Raw genomic sequence first — 26,470 nt, 5'->3', positions numbered from 1 at the left:
CTCAGGGCTTCGCGTACCCCCGGGGCGGGTGGTGCCGGCCCCTGCTGCCAGGTACGCCGTAAAGACCTCCCTGTCGGCTCGACGGCAGCATCCCTGCTGCCGACGACCTGGCATCAGGGGCCGGCACCACTCGTCGGGTATCTTCGCCCCTAGACCTGGTAGTAGTCCCGGTACCAGGCCACGAAGTTCGCCACGCCGGTCTCCACCGGCGTGGTGGGCTCGTAGCCCACGTCGGCCTTGAGGTCGGCGACATCGGCGTAGGTGTCCGGGACATCCCCGGGCTGCAGCGGCAGCAGGTTCTTCTCCGCCTTCTTGCCCAGGTTCTCCTCGAGCACCTCGATGTAGCGCATGAGCTCCACCGGTTGGTGGGCGCCGATGTTGTAGATCCGGTAGGGGGCCGCGCTGGTGCCCGGGTCCGGGGCGGCGCCGTCCCAGTCGGGGTTGGGCTCGGCCGGGTGGTCCAGGCTCCGCAGCACCCCCTCGACGATGTCGTCGATGTAGGTGAAGTCCCGCCGGTGGTTGCCGTAGTTAAAGACGTCGATGGGCTCGCCCGCCAGGATCTTCCTGGTGAACAGGAACAGCGCCATGTCCGGCCGGCCCCAGGGGCCGTAGACGGTAAAAAACCGCAGGCCGGTGGTGGGTAGCCGGTAGAGATGGGAATAGGTGTGGGCCATGAGCTCGTTGGCCTTCTTGCTCGCGGCGTAGAGGCTCAGGGGGTGGTCCACGTTGTGGTGGACCGAGAAGGGCATCTCGGTGTTGGCGCCGTAGACGGAGGAGGAGCTGGCGAAGACCAGGTGCTCCACCCCGTTGTGGCGGCAGCCCTCCAGGATATGGGTGAAGCCGACGATGTTGGCGTCCACGTAGGCGTGGGGATTCTCCAGGGAGTAGCGCACCCCGGCCTGGGCGGCGAGATTCACCACCCGCTGGGGCTGGTGCTCGCGGAAGACCCGCTCCACCGCCGGCCGGTCCTCCAGGCTCACCCGCTCCTCGGTGAAGCCGTCGTAATCGCGGACGCGGTTGAGACGGTTCTCCTTGAGGACCGGGTCGTAGTAGGCGTTGACGTTGTCCACGCCGACGACCTCGTCGCCGCGCTCGAGCAGGCGCAGGGCGAGGGCATTGCCGATGAAGCCGGCGGTGCCGGTAACCAGGACGCGCATTGGTGGGCTCCCTTGCCGCTGTTCGTATGGGGCCCGCATTGTAGCGCAGAGCGCTGGTTCATGGAGCCGGATTTCCGAGCAGATGGACCGGCTTGCGGGCTCCTTGATTTGACATCGCCGGCGCGGTCCGGATACTGCGCGCCAGTCCCCACGCCGGCCAAGGAAGCCGGGAGGAGCCCCCTTGCGAACCCATACCGCCATGAGCATCGCGGGCCGCCCCATCGGGAACGGCCACCCGCCCCTGATGGTGGCGGAACTCTCGGCGAACCATGACGGCAGCCTGGAGCGCGCGCTGGCCATCGTGGATGCGGCCGCCGAGGCGGGCGCCGATGCCATCAAGCTCCAGACCTATCGGCCGGATACCATGACCCTGGACGTCGATCGGCCGGAGTTCTTCATCGAGGCGGGGCGCTGGGCGGGGGAGAGCCTCTACCAGCTCTACGAGCGCGCCCACACCCCCTGGGAGTGGCACGAGGCGCTCTTCCAGCGGGCCCGGGAGCGGGGGCTCATCGCCTTCTCCTCGCCCTTCGACGCGACGGCGGTGGACTTCCTGGAGGGGCTGGACTGTCCCGCCTACAAGATCGCCTCCTTCGAGGCGGTGGACCTGGAGCTCATCCAGCGCGTGGCGGCCACCGGCAAGCCGGTGATCCTCTCCACCGGGATGGCCGACGCCGAGGAGATTGCCACGGCGGTGGCGACAGCGCGGGAGGCGGGGTGTAACGACCTGGCACTGCTCCATTGCGTCAGTGCCTATCCGGCGGAACCCGCGGAGTACAACCTGCGAACGCTACCGGACCTGGCCCGGCGATTCTCCGTGGTGGCCGGGCTCTCCGATCATACCCGGGACAATACCACCGCCATTGCGGCCGTGGCGCTGGGGGCGACCATCGTGGAGAAGCACTTCACCCTGGATCGGGCCGGTGGCGGGCCGGACGACGACTTCTCACTGGAGCCGGCGGAGCTGGCCGCCCTGTGCCGGGATGCCTGGACGGCGTGGCAGGCGCTGGGGAAGGTGAGCTATGAGCGCAGTCCCTCGGAGCAGGGGAGCATGGCCTTTCGCCGGTCGCTCTACTTCGTGGCCGACATCGCCGCCGGTGAGACCATCACCGAGGACCACATCCGGGCCATCCGCCCGGGCTACGGGGCGCCGCCGTCGGAGCGCCAGGCCTTCCTGGGCCGGCGGGCCCGCCAGGCCATCGCCCGCGGGACGCCCGCGAGCTGGGAGTTGGTGGAGTAGCGACTCGGGAGACTCCCGGCCCGACGGGCCTCAGTCGGCGCGCCGGTCGGCCACGGCGTCCCCCACCGGCGGCCGGCCGATGGCGTAGTAGGTGAAGCCCTGGCCGGCCATGTAGGCGGGGTCGTAGATGTTGCGGCCGTCGAAGACCACCGGCTGCTTCAGCCGCTCCTTCACCAGGGCGAAGTCGGGGCTGCGGAAGGGGTGCCACTCGGTGATGACCACCAGGGCATCGGCCCCCTCCAGGGCCGCCTCCGGCCCCTCCACCAGTGCCAGGTCGTCGCGCTCGCCGTAGATCCGGTGGGTCTCCTCCATGGCCTCGGGGTCGAAGGCCCGCACCCGGGCGCCGGCCTGCCACAGCGACTCCATCAGGACCCGCGCCGGGGCCTCCCGCATGTCATCAGTGTTGGGCTTGAAGGCCAGCCCCCAGAGGGCGATGGTCCTGCCGGCCAGCGCGCCGCCGAAGTGGGCGTGGAGCTTGTTGAAGAGGACCGACTTCTGGCGGTCGTTCACCGCCTCCACGGCGCTCAGCAGCTCGGCCTCGTAGCCCACGTCCCGGGCAGTGCGCTCCAGCGCCTTGACGTCCTTGGGGAAGCAGGAGCCGCCGTAGCCGGCCCCGGGATAGATGAAGGAGTAGCCGATGCGCGGGTCGGAGCCGATGCCGTTGCGCACCGCCTCGATGTCGGCGCCCAGCCGGTCCGCCAGGTTGGAGAGCTCGTTCATGAAGCTGATCTTGGTCGCCAGCATGGCGTTGGCGGCGTACTTGGTCAGCTCCGCCGAGCGGATGTCCATGGCGATGAGCCGGTCGTGGTTGCGGTTGAAGGGGGCGTAGAGGGCGCGCAGGAGCTCGGTGGTCCGGGGGTTGTCGGTGCCGACGATGACCCGGTCCGGCTTCATGAAGTCGTCGATGGCCGCCCCCTCCTTGAGGAATTCGGGGTTGGAGACCACGTCGAACTCCAGCTCGGCGCCGCGGCGGGTCAGGGTCTCCGAGACCGCCTCGCGCACCCGGTCGGCGGTGCCCACCGGCACCGTGGACTTGTCGATGATGACCTTGTAGTCGTCCATGTGCTCACCCACGGAGCGGGCGACGGCTAGGACGTACTGGAGGTCGGCGGAGCCGTCCTCGTCCGGCGGGGTCCCCACGGCGATGAACTGGAACAGGCCGTGGGCCACGCCGTCGGCGATGTCGGTGGTGAAGCGCAGGCGACCGGCGGCGGTGTTCTCGTGGACCATGGACTCCAGGCCCGGCTCGTAGATGGGGATCTCGCCGCGCTCGAGCATCTCGATCTTGCGCTGGTCCACATCCACGCAGACCACGTCGTTGCCCATCTCGGCGAGACAGGTACCGGTAACCAGCCCCACGTAGCCCGAGCCGAAGATCGTCACGTTCATGCCGTTCGCTCCCTGGAAGACCCCGTTTCAAAGGGGCGCATTGTACGTCAGGGCCGGGGGCCGGTATAGGCGGGCCCGGCTCATTCGGGGAAGCTCAGCCTGCCAGGTTGAGCAGTGTCGCCATGAGGGCCATGCCGCCCACGAGTCCGTAGACCGACTGATGGCCCCGGCCGTAGAGCTTGGCATTGGGTACCAGCTGGTCCAGGGAGACGAAGACCATGATCCCGGCCACGGCCGCAAAGACGATCCCCATCAGGGCGTCATCCAGGAAGGGGCGCAGGACCAGGAAGGCGGCCAGGGCGCCCAGAGGCTCGGCGAGGCCGGAGAGGAAGGCGAGCCCCACGGCCCGACCCCGCCGGGCTGTGGCGTAGAAGAGGGGAATGGCGACGGCGATCCCCTCCGGGATGTTGTGCAGGCCTACTGCCAGGGCGACTGAACTGCCTACTACCGGATCGGTCAGGGCGGCGATGAAGGTGGCCATCCCTTCGGGGAAGTTGTGCAGGGTGATGGCCAGGGCGGCCAGTGTGCCCAGCCGGAGGAGTCGCGGATCCTCGCGGATGCTCTCCAGGCTGCGTGCCTGGTGGGGATTCTCGCCCTCGGGGACCAGGCCGTCGATGATCGCGGTGGCCACCATGCCCAGCAGGAAGGCGGTTGTCGCGATCCATTCGCCGTTCTCACCACCGATGTACTCCACCGCATCGGCGTAGAGTTCCACGAAGGAGATGTAGATCATTACGCCGGCCGAGAGGCCCAGACTCACCGCCAGGAAGGCGTGCTGATCCCGGCGGATGAAGAGGGCGGCCACCCCGCCCAGGCCGGTCGCAAGGCCGGCCACGGTGGTGAGGGCGAGGGCGGTGACCGCTGCGGATTCCATCCCGCGTTCCCGGCTGTCCCGTCCCGGCTAGAACCGGAAGTGGTTGAGCTGCTCCTGCACCGAGTGGGTGAGTTCGGCGAGCCGCTTGCTGACCTCCTCCACCTCCCGCGCCTTGTTGTCGTTGGTGCTGGCGCGGTCGTTGATCCGGGTGACGTTCTGGTTCATCTCTTCGGCCACGCTGGTCTGCTCCTCGGTGGCCGTGGCGATCTGGGAGAACATCGCCTCGATCTCGTCGATGCGCGAGGCGATGGACTGCAGGGCCTCGGTGGTCTCGCCGGTGAGGTCGCGCCCGCGGGTGGCCTGCTCGGTGGCGTTCTCCATGGTGGAGACGGCCGACTGGACGCCCTGCTGGAGCCCCTCGATCTTCTGCTGGATGTCGCCGGTGGATTCCTGGGTACGGTTGGCGAGGTTGCGGACCTCTTCGGCCACGACCGAGAAGCCGCGACCGGATTCCCCGGCGCGGGCGGCCTCGATGGCGGCATTCAGGGCCAGGAGATTGGTCTGGCCGGCGATCTCGTTGATGGTGTCGATGACCGACCCGATGGCCTCGCTCTCGCTCTCCACGTTCCGGATTCGCTCCGCGGCATCGCCAATGGCGCGGTTGAGCTCCTCGATGGCCTGGCGCGTATCCCCCGCCTGGGAGGCCCCATTGCGGGCACTCTGGGTGACCTCCTGGCCGGCATCCGAGGCCTGGTTGGCGTTGCGGGCGATCTCCTCGGCGGTGGAGGCCATCTCGTTGGTGGCCGTGGCCACCTGATCGGTCTCGTTACGCTGTTCCTCCACGCTCTCCAGCGTTTCGTGGGAGAGATCGGACAGTCGGCGGGTGGACTGGACCAGCTGCTGGACCGATTCCAGCACGCTGCCCACCAGCTGGCGGAAGCTCGCCTCCATGGTGTTAACCGCCCGGGCCGCCTCGGCCATCTCGTCGTGGGTCTTGACCTCCACCGGGTCGGTGTCCAGGTGGCCGTCGGCCAGGTGGTCGAGCTTGGTGCGCAGGGCGTACACGGGGGTAGTGACCTGGCGGGTCATGAGGACCGTGAGGCCGGCGGCCAGGAGGGCGGCCAGCAGGATCCCGCCGAGGATGACCTGGCGCGCGGTGTTCGCCTGCTCGTTGGCCGAGGCGACCGCAGCCTTCTCCTCTTCCAGGAGGACTTTCTGCAGTTCGCCGAAGGTGCCGCGGAGCTCGCCCAGATGCTTCTGGGTTTCCTCGGTATAGACCGATTCCGCCTCCACGTAACGCCCGGCCTGTTCGAGGTCCCTGATCTCCCGCGCCGAGTTGTGGAGAGCGCGGTGGGGGGCGTTCAGTGCCTCGAAGTGCCCGTGGTAGGCATCCGGCAGCCGCGCGTAGAGGTCGGATTCTGCGAAATCCTGGTACCACTGGCCGAATGCGCACTGTTCCGGGTCCAGTTCGCCGGAGAAGGGTTCGCGGCGGATCAGGGAATTCGCCAGCTCATTGCTCCAGGCCAGGTGGTCGATCTCCTTCTCCGCCTGGAAGAGGGTCTGGTCCAGGAGTTCATTGGCGTGTCCCTGCTTCCGGTCCATGGTCCCCAGGGTGGCCCAGGCGACGATACCGACCAGGATGAGCACGAGGGTGATGGAGCCGAAGGCCAGGGCGAGTTTGCGGCCAATCGTGGGTTTGATGAGCACGGGTTAATTCCCTTTGGTCGGTCAGTGATTGGTGACAGGGTAGTCCGGACCTTGGTACCGCGGCAACCGCTTATGCCAAAGCCCGGCAGGGTGTGACACCAGTTAAAAGTTGTCTGGAGTCATGGAAAGTCGTGCAATTTGTGAACAGACTCGGCCGGGAAGTAAACCAAAAAGGAGGAGTCATGACGGAACACAACATCGCCATTGTCGGTCTGGGGCGGGTCGGTACGGTCTTCCTGCAACGGATGCTGGCCCGGCGGGAAGAGGGCGTGAACATCGTCCGGGTGGCCCAGCTCTCGAAGACCGACGGTCTGAAGATGGCCGAGGAGGCCGGGTTGCCCACGGGGACCATCGACGACATCGTTGCCGAGGGCAGCGGAGTGGACGTCATCTTCGATCTCACCGGCAGCCCTGATGTGCGCCAGCAGCTCAGGGAGAAGCTCGCCGCCGCCGGCAATCGGCATACGGTGATCGCGCCCGAGAGCATCGCCCGGCTGATGTGGACGCTGATGGAAACAGGGGAAGACTTGCCGGAGGTCCACGCCGCCGGGGGTTACTAGGCGGGAGACTGCCCGCCTCAGGGGCAGTTACTCGGCGTGCCGTTCACCTTGCGCAGCCGCCCCCCGCGGCTGATCACCAGGCGGGTCACCCGGGCCTGCGAAGCATCGCAGAGGGTCAAGGTGAAGGTGCCATTGAAGGGGGTCGTCCCATCGTAGAGGAAGGTCAGGCGGTTGCGATTGTAGGCCGTCCGGGAGCCGGGAAGGTCCTCTCCGATGGCCAGCAGGTCTTCGCCAGTGTCCACGCTGCCGTCACCGTCTTCATCGGCAAACAGGAGCCAGCCGTCCTGCCATCCTCCGTTGTCGCAGGTGGACGCATCCGCCGATGGGCAGAGCGTCGCGGGATGGCCGCGGCGAACTGCCTCGGTGCGGGCTCGCTGGATGTGGCCGACCAGGGTGTTCACGTAGGCCGCGTGGCGGTGGTCCGCCACCATGGACTGGAGGGCCGGTATGCCGGCACTGGCCAGAATGGTGAAGACGGCCAGCACCACCATGAGTTCCACCAGGGTGAAGCCGTGCACGGGGTGACTGCGCTGCCGGGGCTCTTCCATGATCCCCTCTCCCTCTGTCTGTACGGGTCTGTCCGTTCCGGAGCCTAGCCCTTCCCCAGCACGCCGGCGAGCCGCTCCATGGCCTGTTCCAGGTTGCTCAGGCTGGTGGCGAAGGAGAGCCGCATGCAGCCCGGGGCACCGAAGGCGGAGCCGGGCACCAGGGCGACCCCCGCCTCGGTGAGCAGGTGTTCGGCGAAGGCGACATCGTCAGCCAGGCCCAGCCGCTGGATGGCCTCGCTCATGTCCGGGAAGCAGTAGAAGGCGCCCTGGCCGGGGAGTGGCCGGACACCGGGTAGCTGGCCCAGGGCGTCCACCACGAAGTCGTGGCGCTGCTTGAAGGCGGTGACCATGGTCTCGATGCAGGACTGGTCGCCGGTGAGCGCCTCCACCGCCGCCGCCTGGGAGATGGAGGCGGGGTTGGAGGTGCTCTGGGACTGGATGGTCTTCATGGCGGCGATGAGATCCGCCGGGCCGGCGGCGTAGCCGATGCGCCAGCCGGTCATGGAATAGGCCTTGGAGACGCCGTTGAGAACCACCGCCCGATCCTTGAGGGCGGGGGCGGCGTTGACGATATTAATGAAGGCCCCGGCCTCCCAGCGGATGTGCTCGTAGATGTCGTCGGTAGCCACCAGCACCCCGGGGTGGCGCTCCAGAACCGCGCCCAGGGCGGCCAGCTCCTCCCGGGAGTAGGCCACGCCGGTGGGGTTGGAGGGGCTGTTGATGATGACCAGGCGAGTACGGTCGGTGATGGCCGCCTCCAGCTGGTCGGGGGTCATCTTGAAGCCCGCATCCAGGGAGGTCTCCACGAAGCGCGCCTCGCCCTCCGCCAGGCGGACGATGTCGGGGTAGGAGACCCAGTAGGGGGCCGGGATGACCACCTCGTCGCCGGGATTCAGCAGGGCCTGGCAGAGGTTGAAGAAGCTCTGCTTGCCGCCGGCCGAGACCAGGATCTGGTCGAGGTCGTAGTCGAGGTTGTTGTCGCGCCGGAACTTGGCGGCCACGGCCTCCTTGAGTGCTGGTGTGCCATCCACGGCGGTATACTTGGTATCCCCGGCCCGAATGGCGGCGATGGCCGCCTCCTTGATGGTCTCCGGCGTATCGAAGTCGGGCTCACCGGCGCCGAGGCCGATGATGTCCTGACCCGCCGCGCGCAGCGCCTTGGCGCGCGCGGTAACCGCCAGTGTGGGCGACGGCTTGACCCGTCGCGCCCGTTCCGCAAGCTCGATGTCCACCCTTGTCCTCGTCTCGTCCGGGAGTGTGCTGTCAGCGTTCCGTAATATACTGGAATCGGGCCGATGGCAGAATCCCCCGGGGTTGTATGCGAGGGGGCTCGACCGCATGCTGCTGATTGGCTGGGGGCGGCTGCGGGAGGGAGATACCACGGGAAACGGCGTACATACGTCCCTGTAGCCTCCACGGCGGCATCCATGCCGCCGAGGTTCCCGTGGTATTTCCCCTCCCGCAGCCGTCGCAGTACATCGGCTTCGTTCTTCGGAGCAACCGGTCTCTTTGGTATGACTCGAAGCCAGGATCTGGTCCCGGCAGGGGTTGCGGGGAGCCTCGGCGACAGGGATGTCGCCGTGGAGGCTACAGGGAGGTATTCACGCCGTCTCCCCGCAGCCCCTGCCGGGACTAAATCCTGGCGGCCCGTGACAGGGCGAACCCATCCAGTACCACCAACGGGCGAGCGAATACCCATGCAGCGCGACTTCCAGCTAGCCACCGAGTACGACCCCGCCGGCGATCAGCCGGAGGCCATCGAGGCGCTGACCAACGGCATCGAGGCCGGCGAGATGTACCAGACCCTGCTGGGGGTCACCGGCTCGGGCAAGACCTACACCATGGCCAACGTCATCGCCCGGACCCAGCGGCCGACCATCATCATGGCGCCCAACAAGACCCTGGCCGCCCAGCTCTACGGCGAGTTCAAGGAGTTCTTTCCGAAGAACGCGGTGGAGTACTTCGTCTCCTACTACGACTACTACCAGCCGGAGGCCTACGTCCCCTCCACGGATACCTTCATCGAGAAGGATGCCTCCATCAACGACCATATCGAGCAGATGCGGCTTTCGGCCACCAAGGCGCTGTTCGAGCGCCGGGACACGGTTATCGTGGCCACTGTCTCCGCCATCTACGGCCTGGGCGACCCGCAGTCCTACATGCAGATGCTCCTGCACATGGAGCGCGGCGACATCGTCGACCGCGACGGCATCCTGCGCCGCCTGGCGGAGCTGCAGTACAGCCGCAACGATACCGAGCTGCGGCGGGCGACCTATCGCGTCCGCGGCGACGTCATCGACATCTACCCGGCGGATGCCGATGGCGAGGCGGCGCGCATCGAGCTCTTCGACGAGGAGGTGGACAGCCTCGCCTGGTTCGATCCCCTCACCGGGGAGGTCCTGCGCAAGGTGCCGCGGCTGACCATCTATCCCAAGACCCACTACGTCACGCCCCGGGAGCAGCTCCTGGACGCCATCGAGCACATCAAGGAGGAGCTGGCCAACCGGCTGGAAGAGCTCTACTCCGCCAACAAGCTGGTGGAGGCCCAGCGCCTGGAGCAGCGGACCAAGTTCGATATCGAGATGATGCTGGAGCTGGGCTACTGCTCCGGGATCGAGAACTACTCCCGCTACCTCTCCGGGCGCGGTCCCGGCGAGCCGCCGCCGACCCTGCTGGACTACCTGCCGCCGGATGCCCTCATGATCCTGGACGAGTCCCACGTGACCATTCCCCAGATCGGGGGGATGTACAAGGGCGACCGGGCGCGCAAGGAGACCCTGGTGGAGTACGGCTTTCGCCTGCCGTCGGCCCTGGATAACCGCCCCCTGAAGTTCGACGAGTTCGAGCGGCTCTCGCCCCAGAGCATCTTCGTCTCCGCCACGCCCGGCCCCTACGAGGGCGAGCACAGCGGCCAGACGGTGGAGCAGGTGGTCCGGCCCACGGGGCTGGTGGACCCGGAGGTCGAGGTGCGGCCGGTGGGGCCGCAGGTGGACGACCTGCTCTCCGAGGCGCGCATCCGCAGCGAGGCGGGGGAGCGAGTGCTGGTGACCACGCTGACCAAGAAGATGGCCGAGGACCTCACCGACTACCTGTCCGAGCACGGGGTCAGGGTCCGCTACATGCACTCCGACATCGACACCGTGGAGCGCATGGAGATCATCCGCGACCTGCGCCTGGGAGAGTTCGACGTCCTGGTGGGCATCAACCTCCTGCGCGAGGGGCTGGATATACCGGAGGTCTCCCTGGTGGCCATCCTGGATGCCGACAAGGAGGGCTTCCTGCGCGCCGAGCGCTCCCTCATCCAGACCATCGGCCGGGCGGCCCGGAATGCCCACGGCAAGGCCATCCTCTACGCCGACAAGATCACCGGCTCCATGCAGCGGGCCATGGACGAGACCGAGCGCCGCCGGGAGAAGCAGATCGCCCACAACGAGGCCCACGGGATCACCCCGCGGACCATCGAGAAACGGGTAGCCGATGTCATGGAGACCGGTTACCCCGGCGCCCAGAATGCGGATGCCAAGCGCTATGCGCGGGTGGCCGAGGAGGTCGCCGAGTATCAGTCCCTGAGCCCCGCCCAGCTCAAGAAGAAGCTGGCCGAGCTGGAGGAGGAGATGATGCAGAAGGCGCAGAACATGGAATTCGAGGAGGCGGCGAAGCTGCGCGACCAGATTCGGGAGATCCGGGAGAACAGCCTGGGCATCGCGGAGGCGGGCTGATGGCGGGTTGCTGCGACGACGGCTGCAGCCTGGACGCCGGGGCCCAGCGCCAGCGCCGGACCCTGGTGGCGGTGCTGCTCATCAACGCCGTCATGTTCGCGGCCGTGCTGGCCGCCGCCCTCTATGCCGGCTCCACCGCCCTGCTGGCCGACAGCCTGGACAACCTGGGTGATGCCCTGACCTATGCCCTGAGCCTGTGGGCGGTGGCCCGGGGGACCACCGCCAAGGCGCGGGTGGCGCTGGTCAAGGGGGTACTGATCCTGGTGGGCGCGCTGGTGGTACTGGGGCAGGTCGGTTACCGCCTGGCGGTCCCGGCTACGCCGCTGTTCGAGGTCATGGGCCTCTTCAGCCTCCTGGCCCTGGCCGCCAACGGCCTCTGCCTCTATCTGCTCAGCCGCCACCGCCACGAGGACGTGAACATGTCCTCCGTGTGGGAGTGCTCGCGCAACGACATCGTGGTCAACCTCTCGGTCTTCGCCGCCGCCGGCGGGGTCTGGCTCACCGGCCGGGGGTGGCCGGACCTGGTGGTGGGGCTCGCCCTGGGCGCCTTCCTCCTGCGCTCCGCCCTGCGGGTCATCGGTCAGGCGCGGCGGGAGCTGGCCGCCGCCTGAGGGCTCAGGCGGCCGGCTTGGCCAGCCAGCGGCCCAGGTCGGCGGGGGTGGCCAGTCGGATCTCGGCGCCCCAGTCGTCGGGGCGGTCGGCGGCGTCCAGATAGCCCCAGCCGGCCACGGCGGTGCGCAGGCCGGCGGCCATCCCGGCGGCGATGTCGCGCTCGGCATCCCCCACGTAGATCGCTGCCATCGGCTCGCAGCCGGCGGCGGTGCAGGCGTGGAGCAGGGGGTCCGGGTGGGGCTTGGCCCGGGGCAGGGTATCGCCGCTGACCACCGCTGCCATCCGTCCGGAGAGACCCAGCGCCTCCAGTAGCGGTTCGGTGAAGCGGGCCGGCTTGTTGGTCACCACGCCCCAGGGGCGGCCGCTGGACTCCCAGGCCTCCAGGACCTCGGCCAGGCCGGGGAAGAGCCGGCTGTGGGTGGCCAGGTCGGCGCGGTAGTGGTCCAGCAGCCGCTGCAGCAGGACGGCGTGGGCCGGATCCTCCGGCGGCACGCCCAGCCCGGCGGTGACCACCGCACCGCCCCCGTGGGAGACCACCGGTCGCACCTCCGCCTCGTCCACGGCGGGGAGTCCCTCCTCCTGGCGGACCCGGTTCAGGGCCGCGGCCAGGTCCGGGGCGGTGTCCACCAGAGTCCCGTCCAGATCCAGGAAGAGGGCGGCGGGGCGGAGGCCGGCCATTACTCCTCCCGGCGGTAGGTAGCCATGTAGTTGACGTCGATGTCCCGCCCCAGGCTGTACTGCTTGCTCAGCGGATTGTAGCTGAGGCCGGTGAAGTCCTCCGCCACCAGGCCGGCGCCCCGCGCCCAGCCGTCCAGCTCCGCCGGGGTGATGAAGCGCTGGTAGTCGTGGGTGCCCCGCGGCAGCATCTTCAGCAGGTACTCCGCGCCGAGGATGGCGAAGAGGTAGCTCTTGGGGTTGCGGTTGATGGTGGAGAAGAAGACCCGCCCCCCGGGCTTCACCATCCGGGCGCAGGCCGCGATCACCGACTCCGGGTGGGGGACGTGTTCCAGCATCTCCATGCAGGCGACCACGTCGAACCCCTCCGGCTCCTCCGCGGCCAGGTCCTCGGCGGCGGTGTGGCGGTAGTCCACCTCCACGCCGGATTCGTGGCGGTGGAGGCGGGCGACCTTGATGGCCGCCTCGCCCATGTCCATGCCGACCACCTTCGCCCCGCGCAGGGCCATGGCCTCGGCCAGCAGGCCGCCGCCGCAGCCCACGTCCACGGCGCGCTTGCCGGCGAGATCGGCGCGCTCGTCGATGTACTCCAGCCGCAGGGGATTGATGGCGTGGAGGGGGCCGCACTCCCCGTTGGGGTCCCACCAGCGGCTGGCCATCTCGTCGAACTTGGCGAGTTCGGTGGGGTCGGCGTTGGTCGTGTCCATGATTCCTCCGGGGTCGTCCGGTTCAGGCGTTGGCGGCCAGCTTGTCGCGCCAGCCGTCGGCGCGTTCCAGCAGTTCGGTCTCGTCCAGGGTGGTCAGGTGGCCGTTGCTCACCGTGTGCCGGCCGGCCACCCAGACATCGGTGACCTGGTCCCGGCCGGCGGCATAGACGATCTGGGAGACCGGGTGGTAGAGCGGCCGGGTGGCCACGCGATTCAGGTCGATGGCGACCAGGTCCGCCGCCTTGCCCGCCACCACCGAGCCGATATCCGCCTCCAGGCCCAGGGCGCGGGCGCCGCCCAGGGTCGCCATCTCCAGCGCCGCCTCCGCCGGCAGGGCGGCGGGTTCGCCGGCCACCGCCTTGCCCAGCAGGGCGGCGCTCTGCATCTCGGCGAGCATGTCCAGGTCGTTGTTGCTGGCCGCACCGTCGGTGCCCAGGGCGAGATTCACCCCGGCCCCGGCCAGCGCCGCCACGGGGCAGAAGCCGCTGGCCAGCTTGAGGTTGGACTGGGGGCAGTGGACCACCGAGGCGCCGTTCTCCGCCAGCCGACCGATCTCGTCGTCCGTGAGCTGGGTGGCGTGGACCGCCTGGAGGCGCGGCCCCACCAGTCCCAGGGAGTCCAGCCGTTCCAGCGGCCGGCGGCCGTCCTGCTCCACCGCCTCGTCCACCTCGTGGGCCGTCTCGTGGACGTGGATGTGCACGGGTACGTCCAGCTCCTCGGCCAGGGTGGCGATGCGCGACAGCGACTCGTCGGGGACGGTGTAGGGCGCGTGGGGGCTGAAGGCCGTGGTGATGAGGGGATGGTCGCGGAAGCGGTCGTGGACGGCGATGCCGCGCTCGAAATACTCGTCCGCCGTGTTCGCCCAGGGCGTGGGGAAGCCGAAGACGATCATCCCCAGGTTGGCCCGGATCCCCGCCGCCTCGGCGGCAGCGCCGGCGGCGTCGGGGAAGAGGTACATGTCGTTGAAGCAGGTGGTCCCGGAGCGCAGCATCTCCGCCGCCGCCAGCCGGGTGCCGTCGTCCACGAAGGCGTGGCTGACGTTGGCCCCCTCCGCCGGCCAGATGTGCTCCTTGAGCCAGGTCATCAGCGGCAGGTCGTCGGCCAGGCCGCGCATGAGGCTCATGGCGGCGTGGGTGTGGGCATTCACCAGGCCCGGGATTACGGCGTGGCCCCCCAGCTCGTGGACGGCATCAGCGGTGTAGGCCGCCTCGGCCTGGTCCCGCGGCAGGACCGCCTCGATACGCCCGTTGTGGACGACCACCGAGTGGCCCTCCAGGACCGACTCCCGGGGCTCCACCGGGATCACCCAACCGGCGTGGATGAGGGTATCCACTCGCTGCATGCCGCCTCCTCGCTGCCGTTCGTCGCTGGTCGGAGTATACCAGCCCGTCGCCCGGGCGGAGAGGGCGGGCAGGGCATGTAGGTGAGGTCATTGGCCGGCCCCGGGACCCCGGCGGTATACTGGCGGGCCATTCCCACGGGAGGCCACCATGGCCGCGACCGACGACCACGATACCGTCCGCGCCATCCGCTGGAGCGGCGAGGCCCTGGAGCTGCTGGACCAGCGCGAGTTGCCGGCGCGGGAGACCACGCTGACCTGCGCCGACAGCGCCGCCGTGGCCGACGCCATCGCCGCCATGGTGGTCCGCGGAGCGCCGGCCATCGGCATCACCGCCGCCTGGGGCGCAGTCCTCGCCGCCCGGGAGGCTTCCGATCGGACCGGCTGGGAGGCCCACCTCGCCCACCTGGAGGCGGCCCGCCCCACGGCGGTGAACCTGGCCTGGGCCACGGCGCGCATGCGCCGGGTGGCCGGGGAGGAGCAGCCCGACCCGGAGCGCCTGGCCGCCGAGGCCGAGGCCATCCACGCCGAGGACGTGGCCGCCAACCGCCGCATGGGCGCCATCGGCGCCGAATACATCCAGCCGGGCAGTGGTGTCCTCACCCACTGCAACACCGGGTCCCTGGCCACCGGCGGCTTCGGCACCGCCCTGGGCGTCATCCGCACCGCCCACGCCGCTGGTCGCCTGCGCTCCATCCACGCCGGCGAGACCCGGCCCTGGCTCCAGGGGGCGCGACTTACCGCCTGGGAGCTGGTGGCCGACGGCATCCCGGTGGAACTCATCGCCGACGGCGCCGCCGCCTTCCTCATGGCCTCGGGGGCGGTGAACTGGGTCATCGTCGGCGCCGACCGGGTGGCCGCCAACGGTGATGTGGCCAACAAGATCGGGACCTACTCCCTGGCCGTGGCCGCTCGCCACCACGGCGTCGGTCTCATGGTGGTGGCCCCACGCTCCACCCTGGACGCCGCCACCCCCTCCGGCGCCGATATCCCGGTGGAGGGCCGCGACCCCGAGGAGCTGCTGGCCTGCGGCGGCCATCGCATCGCGGCCGAGGGGGCCGGCGCCTGGAACCCCGTCTTCGACATCACCCCGGCCTCCCTGGTGGACGTCCTGGTCACCGAGGCTGGGGCCGTGGAACGACCCGACAACGAGGGGATCGCCCGGATCCTGGCGGCCCCCGCAAGCGAGGAGAAGTCCCCATGACCGACAGCATCGACGACCAGACCCGCACCGAGATGGAGGCTGCCGCCTTCCGCGGGCTGGTGCGCCACCTCCAGGAGCGGACCGACGTCCAGAACATCGACCTGATGAACCTCGCCGGCTTCTGCCGCAACTGCCTGGCCAAGTGGTACCAGGCGGAGGCCGAGGCGCGCGGGGTCGAGATGGACTACGAGACCGCCCGCGAGGCCATCTACGGTATGCCCTACAGCGAATGGAAGGAGAAGTACCAGGCCGAGGCCTCCCCGGAGCAGCAGGAGCGCTTCGAGGAGACCAAGCCCTGGCACGCGAAGATCAGCGGGCATAACTAAGGGTTCGGGCAGGGTGGAAGGTGGCACGGCAATGGATGCTGCCGCTCAGGCACCATCCCTCGGGGCGAAGGGGGCTGCGCGGGGCCTCGGCGGCCATGGACGGCCGCCGTGGAGCGCCAGGGATGGTTCTCGCGTCCCCGCGCAGCCCCCTTCGCCCCGAGGGATGGTGGCGCCCCCGGACAACGGCCGACGTGGAGCGCCATGGACGGTCCTCGCGTCCCCGCGCAGGCGTTCCCCGCCCACCGCTGCCGCCCATGTCGGAGCCCCGTACTCGGGGGTGCATACCCGTTGCAGCCCCCGATGCGATGTGCCGAACGCCGCGCCCGCATGGTAGAATCACGCGAATTGGTATGACCCACCCGAACCAGCGGTAACGGACCGTAGAGCGAGGCCAGATGGAAGAGTTCGCCCGCGAGATCCTCCCGATCAACATCGAGGAGGAGATGAAATCGTCCTACATGGAATACGCCATGAGCGTCATCGTAGGACGGGCCCTGCCGGATGTTCGCGACGGCCTCAAGCCGGTCCACCGGCGCGTGCTCTACGCCATGCACGAGCTGGGCAACGACTGGAACAAGCCCTACAAGAAGTCCGCCCGTGTCGTCGGCGACGTCATTGGTAAATACCACCCCCATGGCGACTCCGCCGTCTACGACACCATCGTCCGCATGGCGCAGCCCTTCTCCCTGCGCTACCCGCTGGTGGACGGCCAGGGCAACTTCGGCTCCATCGACGGCGACAACGCCGCGGCCATGCGGTACACCGAGGTGCGCATGGCGCGCATCGCCCACGAGCTGCTGGCGGACATCGACAAGGAAACCGTCGACTTCATCCCCAACTACGACGAGTCGGAGCACGAGCCGGCCCTGCTCCCCACGCGGGTGCCCAACCTGCTGGTCAACGGCGCCGCCGGCATCGCCGTGGGCATGGCGACCAACATCCCGCCCCACAACCTGGGCGAGATCACCAACGCCGCCCTGGCGCTCATCGACGACCCCGAGGCCACCGTCGCCGACCTCATGGAGTACGTCCCCGGCCCGGACCTGCCCACCGCCGGTGTCATCAACGGCACCCGCGGGATCCGCGAGGCCTACGAGACCGGCCGCGGCCGCATGCACATCCGCGCGGCCGCCGAGGTGGAGACCGACAACCAGGGCCGCGAGCGGATCATCGTCAGCGAGCTCCCCTACCAGGTGAACAAGGCCCGGCTCATCGAGAAGATGGCCGAGATGGTCAAGGAGCGCCGCCTGGAGGGGATCAGCGAGCTGCGCGACGAGTCGGACAAGGAAGGCCTGCGCGTGGTCATCGAGATCAAGCGCGACGCCTCCGGCGACGTCGTCCTCAACAACCTCTACCAGCACACCGCCATGCAGTCGGTCTTCGGCATCAACATGGTGGCGCTGGTGGAGGGCGAGCCCCGGGTCCTCAACCTCAAGCAGGTGCTGGAGGCCTTCCTCCGCCACCGGCGCGAGGTGGTTACCCGGCGGACGGTCTACGAGCTGCGCAAGGCGCGTGACCGGGCCCACGTCCTCGAGGGGCTGGCCGTGGCCCTGGCCAACATCGACCCGGTCATCGAGCGCATCAAGGCCGCCCCCAACCCGGCCGAGGCCAAGGAGAGCCTGCTGGCCGAGCTGTGGGCCCCCGGCGTGGTCTCCGACATGCTGGAGCGCTCCGGCGCCCACGCCTCCCGGCCCGAGGGGCTGCCGGCGGGCTTCGGCCTGGTGGAGGGCGGCTATCGCCTGTCCCCCACCCAGGCCCAGGCCATCCTGGACATGCGCCTGCACCGCCTCACCGGCCTGGAGCAGGACAAGATCACCGGCGAGTACGAGGAGATCCTCACCACCATCGCCGATCTGCTCGCCATCCTGGAGCAGCCCGGCCGCCTCATGGAGGTGATCCGGGACGAACTCACCGAGCTGCGCGATCGCTACGCCGATGCCCGCCGCACCCGGATCCAGGAGGCCCACGAGGACCTCTCCCTGGAGGACCTCATTACCCCCGAGGAGATGGTCGTGACCCTCTCCCACGAGGGCTACGCCAAGTCCCAGCCTCTCTCCGGCTACCGCGCCCAGCGCCGCGGCGGCAAGGGCAAGTCGGCGACCTCCTTCAAGGAGGAGGACTTCATCGACCAGCTCTTCGTGGCCAATACCCATGACACGCTGCTGTGCTTCTCCAGCCGCGGCAAGGCCTACTGGATGCGGGTCTACGAGCTGCCCCAGGCCGGCCGCGGCGCCCGCGGCAAGCCCATCGTCAACCTCCTGCCGCTGGAGGAGGACGAGTACATCCAGACCGTACTGCCCATCCGCGAGTTCTCCGAGGGGTGGTACCTCTTCTTCGCCACCGCCAAGGGGACGGTGAAGAAGACGCCGCTGGCCGACTACTCCCGGCCGCGCTCCACCGGCATCATCGCCCTGGATCTGCGCGACGGCGACTCCCTGGTGGGGGTCGGCCTCACCGACGGCGCCCGGGACATCCTGCTGTTCAACAGCGCCGGCAAGGCCATCCGCTTCCCCGAGGACGAGGTCCGCGCCATGGGCCGGACCGCCGCCGGGGTGCGCGGCATGCGCCTGGCCGACGAGCAGCGCATCATCGCCCTGCAGATCGCCGACGAGGCCGGCTGCCAGCTGACGGTGACCGAGCACGGCTTCGGCAAGCGCACCCCGCTGGAGGAGTTCCCGCGGCGCGGGCGCGGTGGGCAGGGCGTCATCGCCCAGCAGGTCACCGAGCGGACCGGTCCCCTGGTCGGTGCCGAGAGCGTCGGCGAGGAGGACGAGATCATGCTCATCAGCGATCGCGGCACCCTGGTGCGCACGGCGGTGGCGGAGGTCAGCACGCTGTCGCGCAACACCCAGGGGGTCAAGCTCATCAGCCTCGGGGCCGGAGAGCGCCTGGTCGGTATCGAGCGGGTCGAAGAGGCCGACGCCGATGCCGAGGGCGAGGCCGCCGAGGACGAAGAAACCTAAGACCTTTCAGGAGCCCAAACCATGGCACGAGTCTACAACTTCAGCGCCGGCCCGGCGGTCCTGCCGGAGCCGGTCCTCAAGCGCGCCCAGAAGGAGCTGGTCGAGTACGGCAATGCCGGCATGTCCGTCATGGAGATGAGCCACCGCGGCAAGGACTTCATGGCCATCGCGGAGAAGGCCGAGGCCGACCTGCGCGAGCTCATGGGGATCCCGAGCAACTACAAGGTGCTCTTCCTCCAGGGAGGGGCCAGCCAGCAGTTCTCGGCGGTGCCGCTGAACCTCGCCGCCCCCGGCCAGAAGGTGGACTACATCAACACCGGCTCCTGGTCCAAGAAGGCCGTGGCCGAGGCCAAGCGCTACACCAGCGTCCGCGACGCCGGCACTACCGACGGTACCAACGTGCCCACCCAGGCGGAGCTGGACCTGGACCCGGAGGCGGCCTACGTCCACTACACCCCCAATGAGACCATCCAGGGGCTGGCCTTCGACTACATCCCCGACACCGGCGATGTCCCGCTGGTGGCGGACATGTCTTCCACCATCCTCTCCCAGCCCATCGACGTGAGCCGGTACGGCGTCATCTACGCCGGGGCGCAGAAGAATATCGGCCCCGCCGGCCTCACCGTGGTCATCGTCCGTGAGGACCTGGTCGGCAAGGCGCGCGAGGAGACGCCGGTGCTGCTGGACTGGAAGACCCAGGTGGACGCCGACTCCATGTACAACACCCCGCCGACCTACGCCTGGTACCTGGCCGGCCTGGTCTTCGAATGGCTCAAGGACCTGGGCGGCCTCTCCGGGATGGCGGAGATCAACCGGCGCAAGGCGGAGAAGCTCTACGCCGCCATCGACGACTCCGGGATCTACTCCAATCCGGTGGCCCCCCATGTTCGTTCCTGGATGAACGTCCCCTTCCTGCTGAACAACCCGGACCTCGACAACCTCTTCCTGGAGGAGGCGGCCAAGCAGGGGCTCTCCACCCTCAAGGGCCACCGGTCCGTGGGCGGTATGCGGGCCAGTATCTACAACGCCATGCCGGAGGAGGGCGTCGACGCCCTCATCGACTTCATGGCCGATTTCGAACGGCGGCGCGGCTAGTCCCCGCGCCCGGGAGCGCATCCAATGTTCCAGATCCGCACCCTCAACAACATCTCCGCCCGGGGCCTGGAGCGCCTGCCCCGGGACCAGTACGAGGTGGCCTCGGAGATCAACCGGCCGGACGCCGTCCTGGTACGCTCGGCCAACATGCACGAGATGGAGATCCCGGAGACGGTGAAGGCCATCGGCCGCGCCGGTGCCGGCGTCAACAACATCCCCGTGGACACCATGAGCCAGCGCGGCGTGCCGGTCTTCAACGCCCCCGGCGCCAACGCCAATGCGGTGAAGGAGCTGGTCATCGCCGCCATGCTCATGGGGGCGCGCAACCTCACCCAGGCCTGGGAGTACACGCGCAACCTCCAGGAGAGCGGCGAGTCGCTGACCAAGGCGGTGGAGGACGGCAAGAAGCAGTTCGCCGGCTTCGAGCTCCCCGGCCGGACCCTGGGCGTGGTGGGCCTGGGCGCCATCGGCCGCGCCATCGCCGATGCCGCCCTGGCCCTGGGCATGCGCGTCATCGGTTATGACCCGGGCATCACCGTGGAGGGGGCGTGGCAGCTCTCCGCCGAGGTGGAGCGGGCGCCCAACGTGGACGCGCTCTTCGCCAAGTCGGAGTTCGTCACCTTCCACGTGCCGCTGGTGGACGCCACCCGCCACATCCTCAACGCCGAGCGGGTGAAGACCCTGCCCAAGGGGGCGGTGGTGCTCAACTTTGCCCGCCACGGCATCGTGGATGACCATGCCGTCATGGAGGCGCTGGATAGCGGTCACCTGGGCGCCTACCTCTGCGACTTCCCCAGCGAGACCAACCGCCACCACCCCAAGGTCGTGGCACTGCCCCATCTGGGCGCCTCCACCGGGGAGGCGGAGGACAACTCCGCCATGATGGTCGCCGACGAGGTCCGGGACTACCTGGAGGACGGCAACGTCCGCAACTCGGTGAACTTCCCCGAGACGGTCATGGAGCGGGTGGAGGGGGCCTACCGCGTGGCGGTGGTCAACAGCAACGTCCCCAACATCCTGGGTCAGGTCTCCACCGATTTCGCCGATGCCGGACTGAATATCATCGACATGATCAACAAGTCCCGGGGTGACCTGGCCTATACCCTGGTGGACGTGGACCAGCCGGTGCCGGAGTCGGCCCTGGACGCCATCCGCGAGACCCCGGGTGTGCTCTCGGTGCGCATCCTCTAGAACATGGCCGACGACAACGGGAACCTCGAGGGGCGGCGCCAGCGCATCGATGCCATCGACGCCGAGCTCCAGGCCCTGCTCAACGAGCGGGCCCGGCTGGCCGGCGAGATCGCCGAGATCAAGCGGGCCGAAGGGGTCGGTGAGGCCGGCTTCTATCGCCCCGAGCGGGAGGCCCAGGTCCTGCGGAGCGTCCGCGAGCGCAACCAGGGCCCGCTCCCCGACGACGAGGTGGTCCGGCTCTTCCGCGAGATCATGTCCGCCTGCCTGGCCCTGGAGCGGCCCCTCACCGTGGCCTTCCTGGGCCCGGAGGGGACCTTCACCGAGGCCGCCCTGGATCGCCACTTCGGCCAGTCCGTGGCGCGGGCCCCCATGGGGTCCATCGGCGAGGTCTTTCGCGAGGTGGAGGCGGGGACCGCCCATTACGGGGTGGTGCCGGTGGAGAACTCCACCGAGGGCGTGGTGACCCACACCCTGGATCGCTTCGTCCGCTCCCCGCTGGCCATCTGCGGCGAGGTGGTGCTGCGCATCCACCAACAGCTCCTGGCGCGGCCCGGGGCCGATCTGGCGGGCATTCAGCGGGTCTACAGCCACCAGCAGTCCCTGGCTCAGTGCCGGGAGTGGCTGGATACCCACCTGCCGGAGGCGGAGCGGGTGGCCATGGCCAGCAATGCCGAGGCGGCGCGCCAGGCCGCGGACGAGGAGGGCGCGGCCGCCATCGCCGCGGCCGCGGCCGCGGACCACTACGAACTGGCGGTGCTGGCGGCCAACATCGAGGACGAGCCGGACAATACCACCCGCTTCCTGGTCATCGGGCCGGAAGAGGCCGGGCCCAGCGGGGCGGACAAGACCACCCTGGTGGTCTCCGGCCGCAATCGCTCCGGCACTCTGCAGGCCCTGCTGGCCCCGGTGGCGGCCCACGGCCTCAACCTTACCCGGGTGGAGTCGCGGCCCTCGCGCCAGGCGGTCTGGGAATATCTCTTCTTCCTGGATATCGAGGGCCACCGCCAGGACCCGGCCGTCGCCGCAGCCCTGGCGGAGCTGGAGGCAGAGGCCTCCTTCTACCGCATCCTTGGTTCCTACCCCCAAGCGGCAACCTGACAAACCCCATGAGCGACATTACCGATTACGCAGCCGCCGGTGTGCGCGGCCTGGCCCCCTACAAGCCGGGCAAGCCGGTGGCCGAACTCCAGCGTGAGTACGGCGTGGCTGACGCCATCAAGCTGGCCTCCAACGAGAATCCCCTGGGTGCGAGTCCCCGGGCCCGGGAGGCGGCTGCGGCCACCCTGGACGAGGCGGGGATCTATCCGGATGGCGGCGGTTTTGCCCTGCGCGGCCGGATCGCCGATCACCACGGCGTGGCTGCGGAGCAGGTGACCCTGGGCAACGGCTCCAGCGACCCCCTGGCCTTCGCCGTGGAGGTCTTCGTGACCCCGGGGGATGAAGTCGTCTACTCCGCCCACGCCTTTGCCCTCTATCCGCTGCTCACGCAGGCGGCGGGGGCGCGCGGGGTCGAGGTACCGACCACCGCCGGCTACGGCCACGACCTGGAGGCCATGGCAGCGGCCATCACCGACCGCACCCGGGTGGTCTTCGTGGCCAACCCCAACAATCCCACGGGGACGCGGGTTGGCGCCTCGGCCCTGCGGAACTTCCTGGAGCGGGTGCCGGGCCATACCCTGGCGGTGGTGGACGAGGCCTACTTCGAGTACGCCCGGGACCTCGATTCCGACTACCCCGATGCCAGCGCCTGGCTGGCCGAGTTCCCCAACCTCCTGGTGACGCGGACCTTCTCCAAGCTCCACGGCCTGGCCGGGCTGCGCGTGGGGTACGGGCTCTCCTCGCCGGCGGTGGCCGACCTGCTCAACCGCGTCCGGCCCCCCTTCAACGTCAACGCGCCGGCCCAGGCCGCCGCCCTGGCCGCCATGGACGACGCGGAGCATCTGGCGGCGAGCCTCGAGGCGAACCGGGAGGGCATGGCCCAGCTGGAGGCCGGGCTGCGCGAGCGAGGGCTGGACTGGATCCCCTCGGTGGGGAATTTCCTCACCTTCGATACCGGCGGCGATGCCGGCGAGGTCCACGAGGCGCTGCTACGCCAGGGGGTCATCCTCCGCCCCATGGGCGAGTACGGCCTGCCCCGGCACCTGCGCGCCACCATCGGCCGGACCGCCGATAACGAACGCCTGCTGACCGCCCTGGACCGGGCCCTGGCGGAAACGGGGCGGCGCTGATGCATCTGGGACGTCTGGTGCTGGTGGGGGTCGGCCTCATGGGCGGCTCCTTGGCAGCGGCCCTGAAGCGAAGCCATGCCGTGGGCGAGGTCGTGGGCCTGGCCCGGGAACCCGGCGAGCTGGCCCGGGCGCTGGAACTCGGCCTGGTGGATCGGGAAGAGACCGATCCCGCTGCCGCCCTGGCCTGCGCCGACGCCGTGGTGGTGGCCACGCCGGTGGGGGCGGCGGAGGCGGTCTTCCGGCGGATCGCCCCCCATCTGCCCGCCGGGGTCCTGGTGACCGACGTGGGCAGCACCAAGGGGAGTGTCCTCGCCGCGGCCCGGTCCGCCTTCGGGGAACTGCCGCCGAGCCTGGTGCCCGCGCACCCCATCGCGGGCACGGAGGCCAGCGGCCCGGCCGCGGCCGATCCCGCTCTCTTCCAGGGGCGCCGGGTGATCCTGACGCCGGCGCCGGAGAGCGACAGCGGGGCCGTGGCGGCCGCCCGGGCGCTGTGGGAGGCGGTGGGGGCCGAGGTGGTGGAGATGGCGGCGGAGCACCACGACGAGGTCCTGGCTGCCACCAGCCATCTGCCCCATCTGCTGGCCTATGCCCTGGTGGACTCCCTGGCCCGGCGCGACGACAATGACGAGATCTTCGACTTTGCCGCGGGCGGTTTCCGCGACTTCACCCGGATCGCCTCCAGCGACCCGGTGATGTGGCACGACATCTGCCGGGCCAACCGGGACGCCCTGCTGCCGGCCCTGGCCGGCTTCCGCGCCGAACTCCAGCGGCTGGAGACCGCGGTGGCCGAGGGCGACGGCGATTATCTACTGACGGTCTTCCGCCGCGCCAAGGCCGCGCGGGACCGCTTCATCGAGGGGAATGAGTCATGAGTACCGGCGGACGGACCCTGGTCGCCGAGCGGGGCGGTGCGCTGGGTGGATCCCTGCGTGTGCCCGGCGACAAGTCCATCTCCCATCGAGCGGTGATGCTCGGCGCCATCGCCGACGGGACCACCGTGGTCGACGGCTTCCTGGGTGGTGCCGACAACCGCGCCACCATTGCCGCCTTCCGTGCCCTGGGCGTGGCGGTGGAGGGGCCCGACGAGAACCATCGCGTGGTGGTCCACGGCGTTGGCCGCGACGGTCTGCGGGCCGCCGAGGGGCCCCTGGACCTGGGGAACTCGGGGACCTCCATGCGACTGCTCGCCGGTCTGCTGGCGGCCCAGCCCTTCGACACCACCCTCACCGGCGATGCCTCCCTGACCCGCCGTCCCATGCGCCGGGTCACCGAGCCCCTGGCGACCATGGGGGCGGTCATCGAGACCGGCGCCGAGGGGACGCCGCCGCTGACCATTCGGGGTGGGCGGGTGCTCACCGGCATCGACTATGCCCTGCCGGTGGCCTCCGCCCAGGTGAAATCGGCGCTGCTCCTGGCCGGCCTCTACGCCCAGGGGACCACCCGCGTCACCGAACCGGCCCCCACCCGGGACCATACCGAGCGCATGCTCGCCGGCTTCGGCTATGCCGTGGAGCGGGGCGACGGCTGGGCCGCGGTGACCGGCGGCGGGCGGCTGACCGCGGCCGAGGTGGATGTCCCCGCCGATATCTCCTCGGCGGCCTTCTTCCTGGTGGCCGCGAGTATCATCCCCGGCTCGGAACTGGTCCTGGAGCACGTGGGCGTGAATCCGACCCGCACCGGCGTCATCGAGATCCTGTGCCTCATGGGGGCCGACATCCGCGAGGAGAATCCCCGGGAGGTAGGTGGCGAGCCGGTGGCCGACCTGCGCGTGCGTGCCGCCGAGCTGCACGGCATCGATATCCCCGAGGCGCTGGTGCCGCTGGCCATCGACGAGTTCCCGGTCCTCTTCATCGCCGCCGCCGCCGCCCGGGGGACCACTCGCCTCACCGGCGCCCGGGAGCTGCGGGTCAAGGAGAGCGACCGTATCCAGGTCATGGCCGACGGCCTGAATACCCTGGGAGTGGTCGCCGAGCCCGCCGAGGACGGCATCACCATTACCGGCGGCCCGCTGGGCGGCGGTCGCGTGGCCAGCCACGGCGACCACCGGATCGCCATGGCCTTCGCCGTGGCCGGCGCCGTGGCCGACGCCCCGGTTACCATCACCGACTGCGACAACGTCGAGACCTCCTTCCCCGACTTCGCCGGGGCCGCGCGGGCGGCCGGTCTGGCGGTGCGGGAGGCAGGGCCCGACGAGTACTGAAGACGAGGAGTCCCGGCATGCCCCGCAGCGAACCCATCCCCGTGATTACCGTCGATGGCCCCGGCGGCGCCGGCAAGGGGACCATCGCCCAGGCCCTCGCCCATCGGCTGGGCTGGCACTTCCTGGATAGTGGCGCCCTCTACCGCCTGGTGGCGCTGGCGGCCGAATGGCACGGCATCGACCTCGACAACGAGTCGGCGCTGGTGCCCCTGGCCGGCCATCTGGATGTTCGTTTCGTCGCGCCGGACGACGGCGAGGACGAGGCGCGGATCTACCTGGAAGGGGAGGAGGTCACCGGGGCCATCCGGACCGAGTCCGCGGGCGCTGGCGCCTCCCGTGTCGCGGCCCTGCCGGCCGTGCGCGAGGCCTTGCTGGAACGCCAGCGCGATTTTCGCCAGGCGCCGGGCCTGGTTGCGGATGGCCGCGACATGGGGACCACCGTCTTCCCCGACGCCCCCTTGAAGCTCTTCCTTACCGCCTCCGCCGAGGAACGCGCTCGGCGGCGGTATAACCAGTTGAGCGACAAGGGTTTGGATGTTACGCTTGCCGGCCTTGCTGAGGAGATCCGCGAGCGGGATCGACGCGATTCCGAGCGCAGCGCCTCCCCATTGAGGCCGGCCGGGGATGCCGAGGTGGTGGATACCACCGACATGGGCATACCGGCAGTCCTCGCCCGGGTCGACGACCTCTGCCAGCAGTACCTCGGGCTCGCGCCCGGTGCGGTGGCCGGAGGCAGCGAGTAGATTTCAGGGGGCTCCGCCCGCGGGCGGAGCCGGGTCCACCAACCCGCGTCCGGTTC

Annotated in this window: 23 protein-coding genes; 14 read left to right on the top strand and 9 right to left on the bottom strand. The window is 69.6% G+C overall.

What is annotated here, in order from left to right; translation table 11 throughout:
- Positions 1 to 149: 149 nt before the first annotated feature.
- The gene (locus tag BM272_RS03705; RefSeq protein WP_093427372.1) at positions 150 to 1,157 is read right to left on the bottom strand and encodes an NAD-dependent epimerase; all 1,008 of its coding nucleotides are present in this window, start codon (positions 1,155 to 1,157) and stop codon (positions 150 to 152) included.
- 199 nt (positions 1,158 to 1,356) lie between these two features.
- Between BM272_RS03705 and pseI the strand changes: the two genes are divergently transcribed.
- Positions 1,357 to 2,394, top strand: a complete 1,038-nt coding sequence (gene pseI / locus BM272_RS03700; protein WP_093427371.1) for a pseudaminic acid synthase — start codon at positions 1,357 to 1,359, stop codon at positions 2,392 to 2,394.
- A gap of 30 nt (positions 2,395 to 2,424) precedes the next feature.
- Here pseI and BM272_RS03695 read toward each other — a convergent pair whose 3' ends face one another.
- From BM272_RS03695 to BM272_RS03685, 3 genes are all read right to left on the bottom strand, one after another.
- Positions 2,425 to 3,783 (bottom strand): UDP-glucose dehydrogenase family protein, encoded by a 1,359-nt coding sequence (locus BM272_RS03695; protein ID WP_093427370.1) that lies wholly within the window; start codon positions 3,781 to 3,783, stop codon positions 2,425 to 2,427.
- A gap of 94 nt (positions 3,784 to 3,877) precedes the next feature.
- Complete coding sequence (zupT, locus tag BM272_RS03690) at positions 3,878 to 4,657, bottom strand: zinc transporter ZupT (RefSeq protein ID WP_093427369.1); 780 nt, start codon at positions 4,655 to 4,657, stop codon at positions 3,878 to 3,880.
- A gap of 27 nt (positions 4,658 to 4,684) precedes the next feature.
- Positions 4,685 to 6,304: a methyl-accepting chemotaxis protein gene (locus BM272_RS03685; RefSeq protein ID WP_093427368.1), complete on the bottom strand. Its 1,620-nt coding sequence runs from the start codon at positions 6,302 to 6,304 to the stop codon at positions 4,685 to 4,687.
- A gap of 182 nt (positions 6,305 to 6,486) precedes the next feature.
- Here BM272_RS03685 and BM272_RS03680 point away from each other — a divergent pair, with 182 nt between their 5' ends.
- Complete coding sequence (locus BM272_RS03680) at positions 6,487 to 6,864, top strand: homoserine dehydrogenase (protein WP_093427367.1); 378 nt, start codon at positions 6,487 to 6,489, stop codon at positions 6,862 to 6,864.
- Positions 6,865 to 6,881: 17 nt separating this feature from the next.
- Here BM272_RS03680 and BM272_RS03675 read toward each other — a convergent pair whose 3' ends face one another.
- Together BM272_RS03675 and BM272_RS03670 are read right to left on the bottom strand one after the other, a co-directional pair.
- Entirely contained in the window at positions 6,882 to 7,412 is a 531-nt protein-coding gene (locus tag BM272_RS03675) for a GspH/FimT family pseudopilin (RefSeq protein WP_093427463.1), read from the bottom strand.
- A gap of 44 nt (positions 7,413 to 7,456) precedes the next feature.
- Positions 7,457 to 8,644 carry a pyridoxal phosphate-dependent aminotransferase gene (locus tag BM272_RS03670; RefSeq protein WP_093427366.1) on the bottom strand — a complete coding sequence of 396 codons (1,188 nt, stop codon included), beginning with the start codon at positions 8,642 to 8,644 and terminating at the stop codon, positions 7,457 to 7,459.
- Positions 8,645 to 9,109: 465 nt separating this feature from the next.
- Here BM272_RS03670 and uvrB point away from each other — a divergent pair, with 465 nt between their 5' ends.
- Positions 9,110 to 11,131 carry an excinuclease ABC subunit UvrB gene (gene uvrB / locus BM272_RS03665; protein ID WP_093427365.1) on the top strand — a complete coding sequence of 674 codons (2,022 nt, stop codon included), beginning with the start codon at positions 9,110 to 9,112 and terminating at the stop codon, positions 11,129 to 11,131.
- Positions 11,131 to 11,742 (top strand): cation efflux transmembrane domain-containing protein, encoded by a 612-nt coding sequence (locus BM272_RS03660; RefSeq protein ID WP_093427364.1) that lies wholly within the window; start codon positions 11,131 to 11,133, stop codon positions 11,740 to 11,742. Before uvrB ends, BM272_RS03660 begins: the two co-directional genes overlap by 1 nt.
- 4 nt (positions 11,743 to 11,746) lie before the next feature.
- Here the strand turns inward: BM272_RS03660 and gph are convergent, their stop codons facing one another.
- From gph to BM272_RS03645, 3 genes are read right to left on the bottom strand one after another with little or no spacing between them, the layout of a single operon-like run.
- Complete coding sequence (gph, locus tag BM272_RS03655; RefSeq protein ID WP_093427363.1) at positions 11,747 to 12,421, bottom strand: phosphoglycolate phosphatase; 675 nt, start codon at positions 12,419 to 12,421, stop codon at positions 11,747 to 11,749.
- Positions 12,421 to 13,125 carry a bifunctional 2-polyprenyl-6-hydroxyphenol methylase/3-demethylubiquinol 3-O-methyltransferase UbiG gene (gene ubiG / locus BM272_RS03650; RefSeq protein WP_093427362.1) on the bottom strand — a complete coding sequence of 235 codons (705 nt, stop codon included), beginning with the start codon at positions 13,123 to 13,125 and terminating at the stop codon, positions 12,421 to 12,423. Before ubiG ends, gph begins: the two co-directional genes overlap by 1 nt.
- A gap of 22 nt (positions 13,126 to 13,147) precedes the next feature.
- The gene (locus BM272_RS03645) at positions 13,148 to 14,467 is read right to left on the bottom strand and encodes a TRZ/ATZ family hydrolase (protein ID WP_093427361.1); all 1,320 of its coding nucleotides are present in this window, start codon (positions 14,465 to 14,467) and stop codon (positions 13,148 to 13,150) included.
- 148 nt (positions 14,468 to 14,615) lie between these two features.
- Between BM272_RS03645 and mtnA the strand changes: the two genes are divergently transcribed.
- The 10 genes from mtnA to cmk all read left to right on the top strand — a co-directional run bounded on the left by mtnA (position 14,616) and on the right by cmk (position 26,414).
- Positions 14,616 to 15,668, top strand: coding sequence for an S-methyl-5-thioribose-1-phosphate isomerase (mtnA, locus tag BM272_RS03640; protein WP_093427360.1), 1,053 nt, complete (start codon positions 14,616 to 14,618; stop codon positions 15,666 to 15,668).
- A complete protein-coding gene (locus tag BM272_RS03635; protein ID WP_317622783.1) occupies positions 15,665 to 15,994 on the top strand; it encodes a DUF1244 domain-containing protein in 330 nt (109 codons plus the stop codon). Before mtnA ends, BM272_RS03635 begins: the two co-directional genes overlap by 4 nt.
- A gap of 395 nt (positions 15,995 to 16,389) precedes the next feature.
- Positions 16,390 to 18,957, top strand: coding sequence for a DNA gyrase subunit A (gene gyrA / locus BM272_RS03630; protein ID WP_093427359.1), 2,568 nt, complete (start codon positions 16,390 to 16,392; stop codon positions 18,955 to 18,957).
- 21 nt (positions 18,958 to 18,978) lie between these two features.
- Positions 18,979 to 20,052: a 3-phosphoserine/phosphohydroxythreonine transaminase gene (gene serC, locus BM272_RS03625; RefSeq protein ID WP_093427358.1), complete on the top strand. Its 1,074-nt coding sequence runs from the start codon at positions 18,979 to 18,981 to the stop codon at positions 20,050 to 20,052.
- A gap of 24 nt (positions 20,053 to 20,076) precedes the next feature.
- Positions 20,077 to 21,243, top strand: a complete 1,167-nt coding sequence (locus BM272_RS03620; RefSeq protein WP_093427357.1) for a phosphoglycerate dehydrogenase — start codon at positions 20,077 to 20,079, stop codon at positions 21,241 to 21,243.
- A 3-nt stretch (positions 21,244 to 21,246) separates the two neighbouring features.
- Positions 21,247 to 22,341 (top strand): prephenate dehydratase, encoded by a 1,095-nt coding sequence (pheA, locus tag BM272_RS03615; RefSeq protein WP_093427356.1) that lies wholly within the window; start codon positions 21,247 to 21,249, stop codon positions 22,339 to 22,341.
- A gap of 8 nt (positions 22,342 to 22,349) precedes the next feature.
- Positions 22,350 to 23,471, top strand: coding sequence for a histidinol-phosphate transaminase (gene hisC / locus BM272_RS03610; RefSeq protein ID WP_093427355.1), 1,122 nt, complete (start codon positions 22,350 to 22,352; stop codon positions 23,469 to 23,471).
- Positions 23,471 to 24,343: a prephenate dehydrogenase/arogenate dehydrogenase family protein gene (locus BM272_RS14270; protein ID WP_093427354.1), complete on the top strand. Its 873-nt coding sequence runs from the start codon at positions 23,471 to 23,473 to the stop codon at positions 24,341 to 24,343. The genes hisC and BM272_RS14270 overlap by 1 nt, the downstream gene beginning before the upstream one ends.
- Entirely contained in the window at positions 24,340 to 25,671 is a 1,332-nt protein-coding gene (aroA, locus tag BM272_RS14265) for a 3-phosphoshikimate 1-carboxyvinyltransferase (RefSeq protein WP_093427353.1), read from the top strand. The genes BM272_RS14270 and aroA overlap by 4 nt, the downstream gene beginning before the upstream one ends.
- A 17-nt stretch (positions 25,672 to 25,688) precedes the next feature.
- Positions 25,689 to 26,414 carry a (d)CMP kinase gene (gene cmk / locus BM272_RS03595; RefSeq protein WP_093427352.1) on the top strand — a complete coding sequence of 242 codons (726 nt, stop codon included), beginning with the start codon at positions 25,689 to 25,691 and terminating at the stop codon, positions 26,412 to 26,414.
- Positions 26,415 to 26,470: the final 56 nt, after the last annotated feature.

Origin of the sequence: Thiohalospira halophila DSM 15071 (assembly GCF_900112605.1) — a bacterium.
In the GTDB taxonomy this organism is placed as follows: domain Bacteria; phylum Pseudomonadota; class Gammaproteobacteria; order Thiohalospirales; family Thiohalospiraceae; genus Thiohalospira; species Thiohalospira halophila.
The sequence above is the reverse complement of the archived record's forward strand: the minus strand, read 5'-3'. Positions and strand labels throughout refer to the sequence as shown.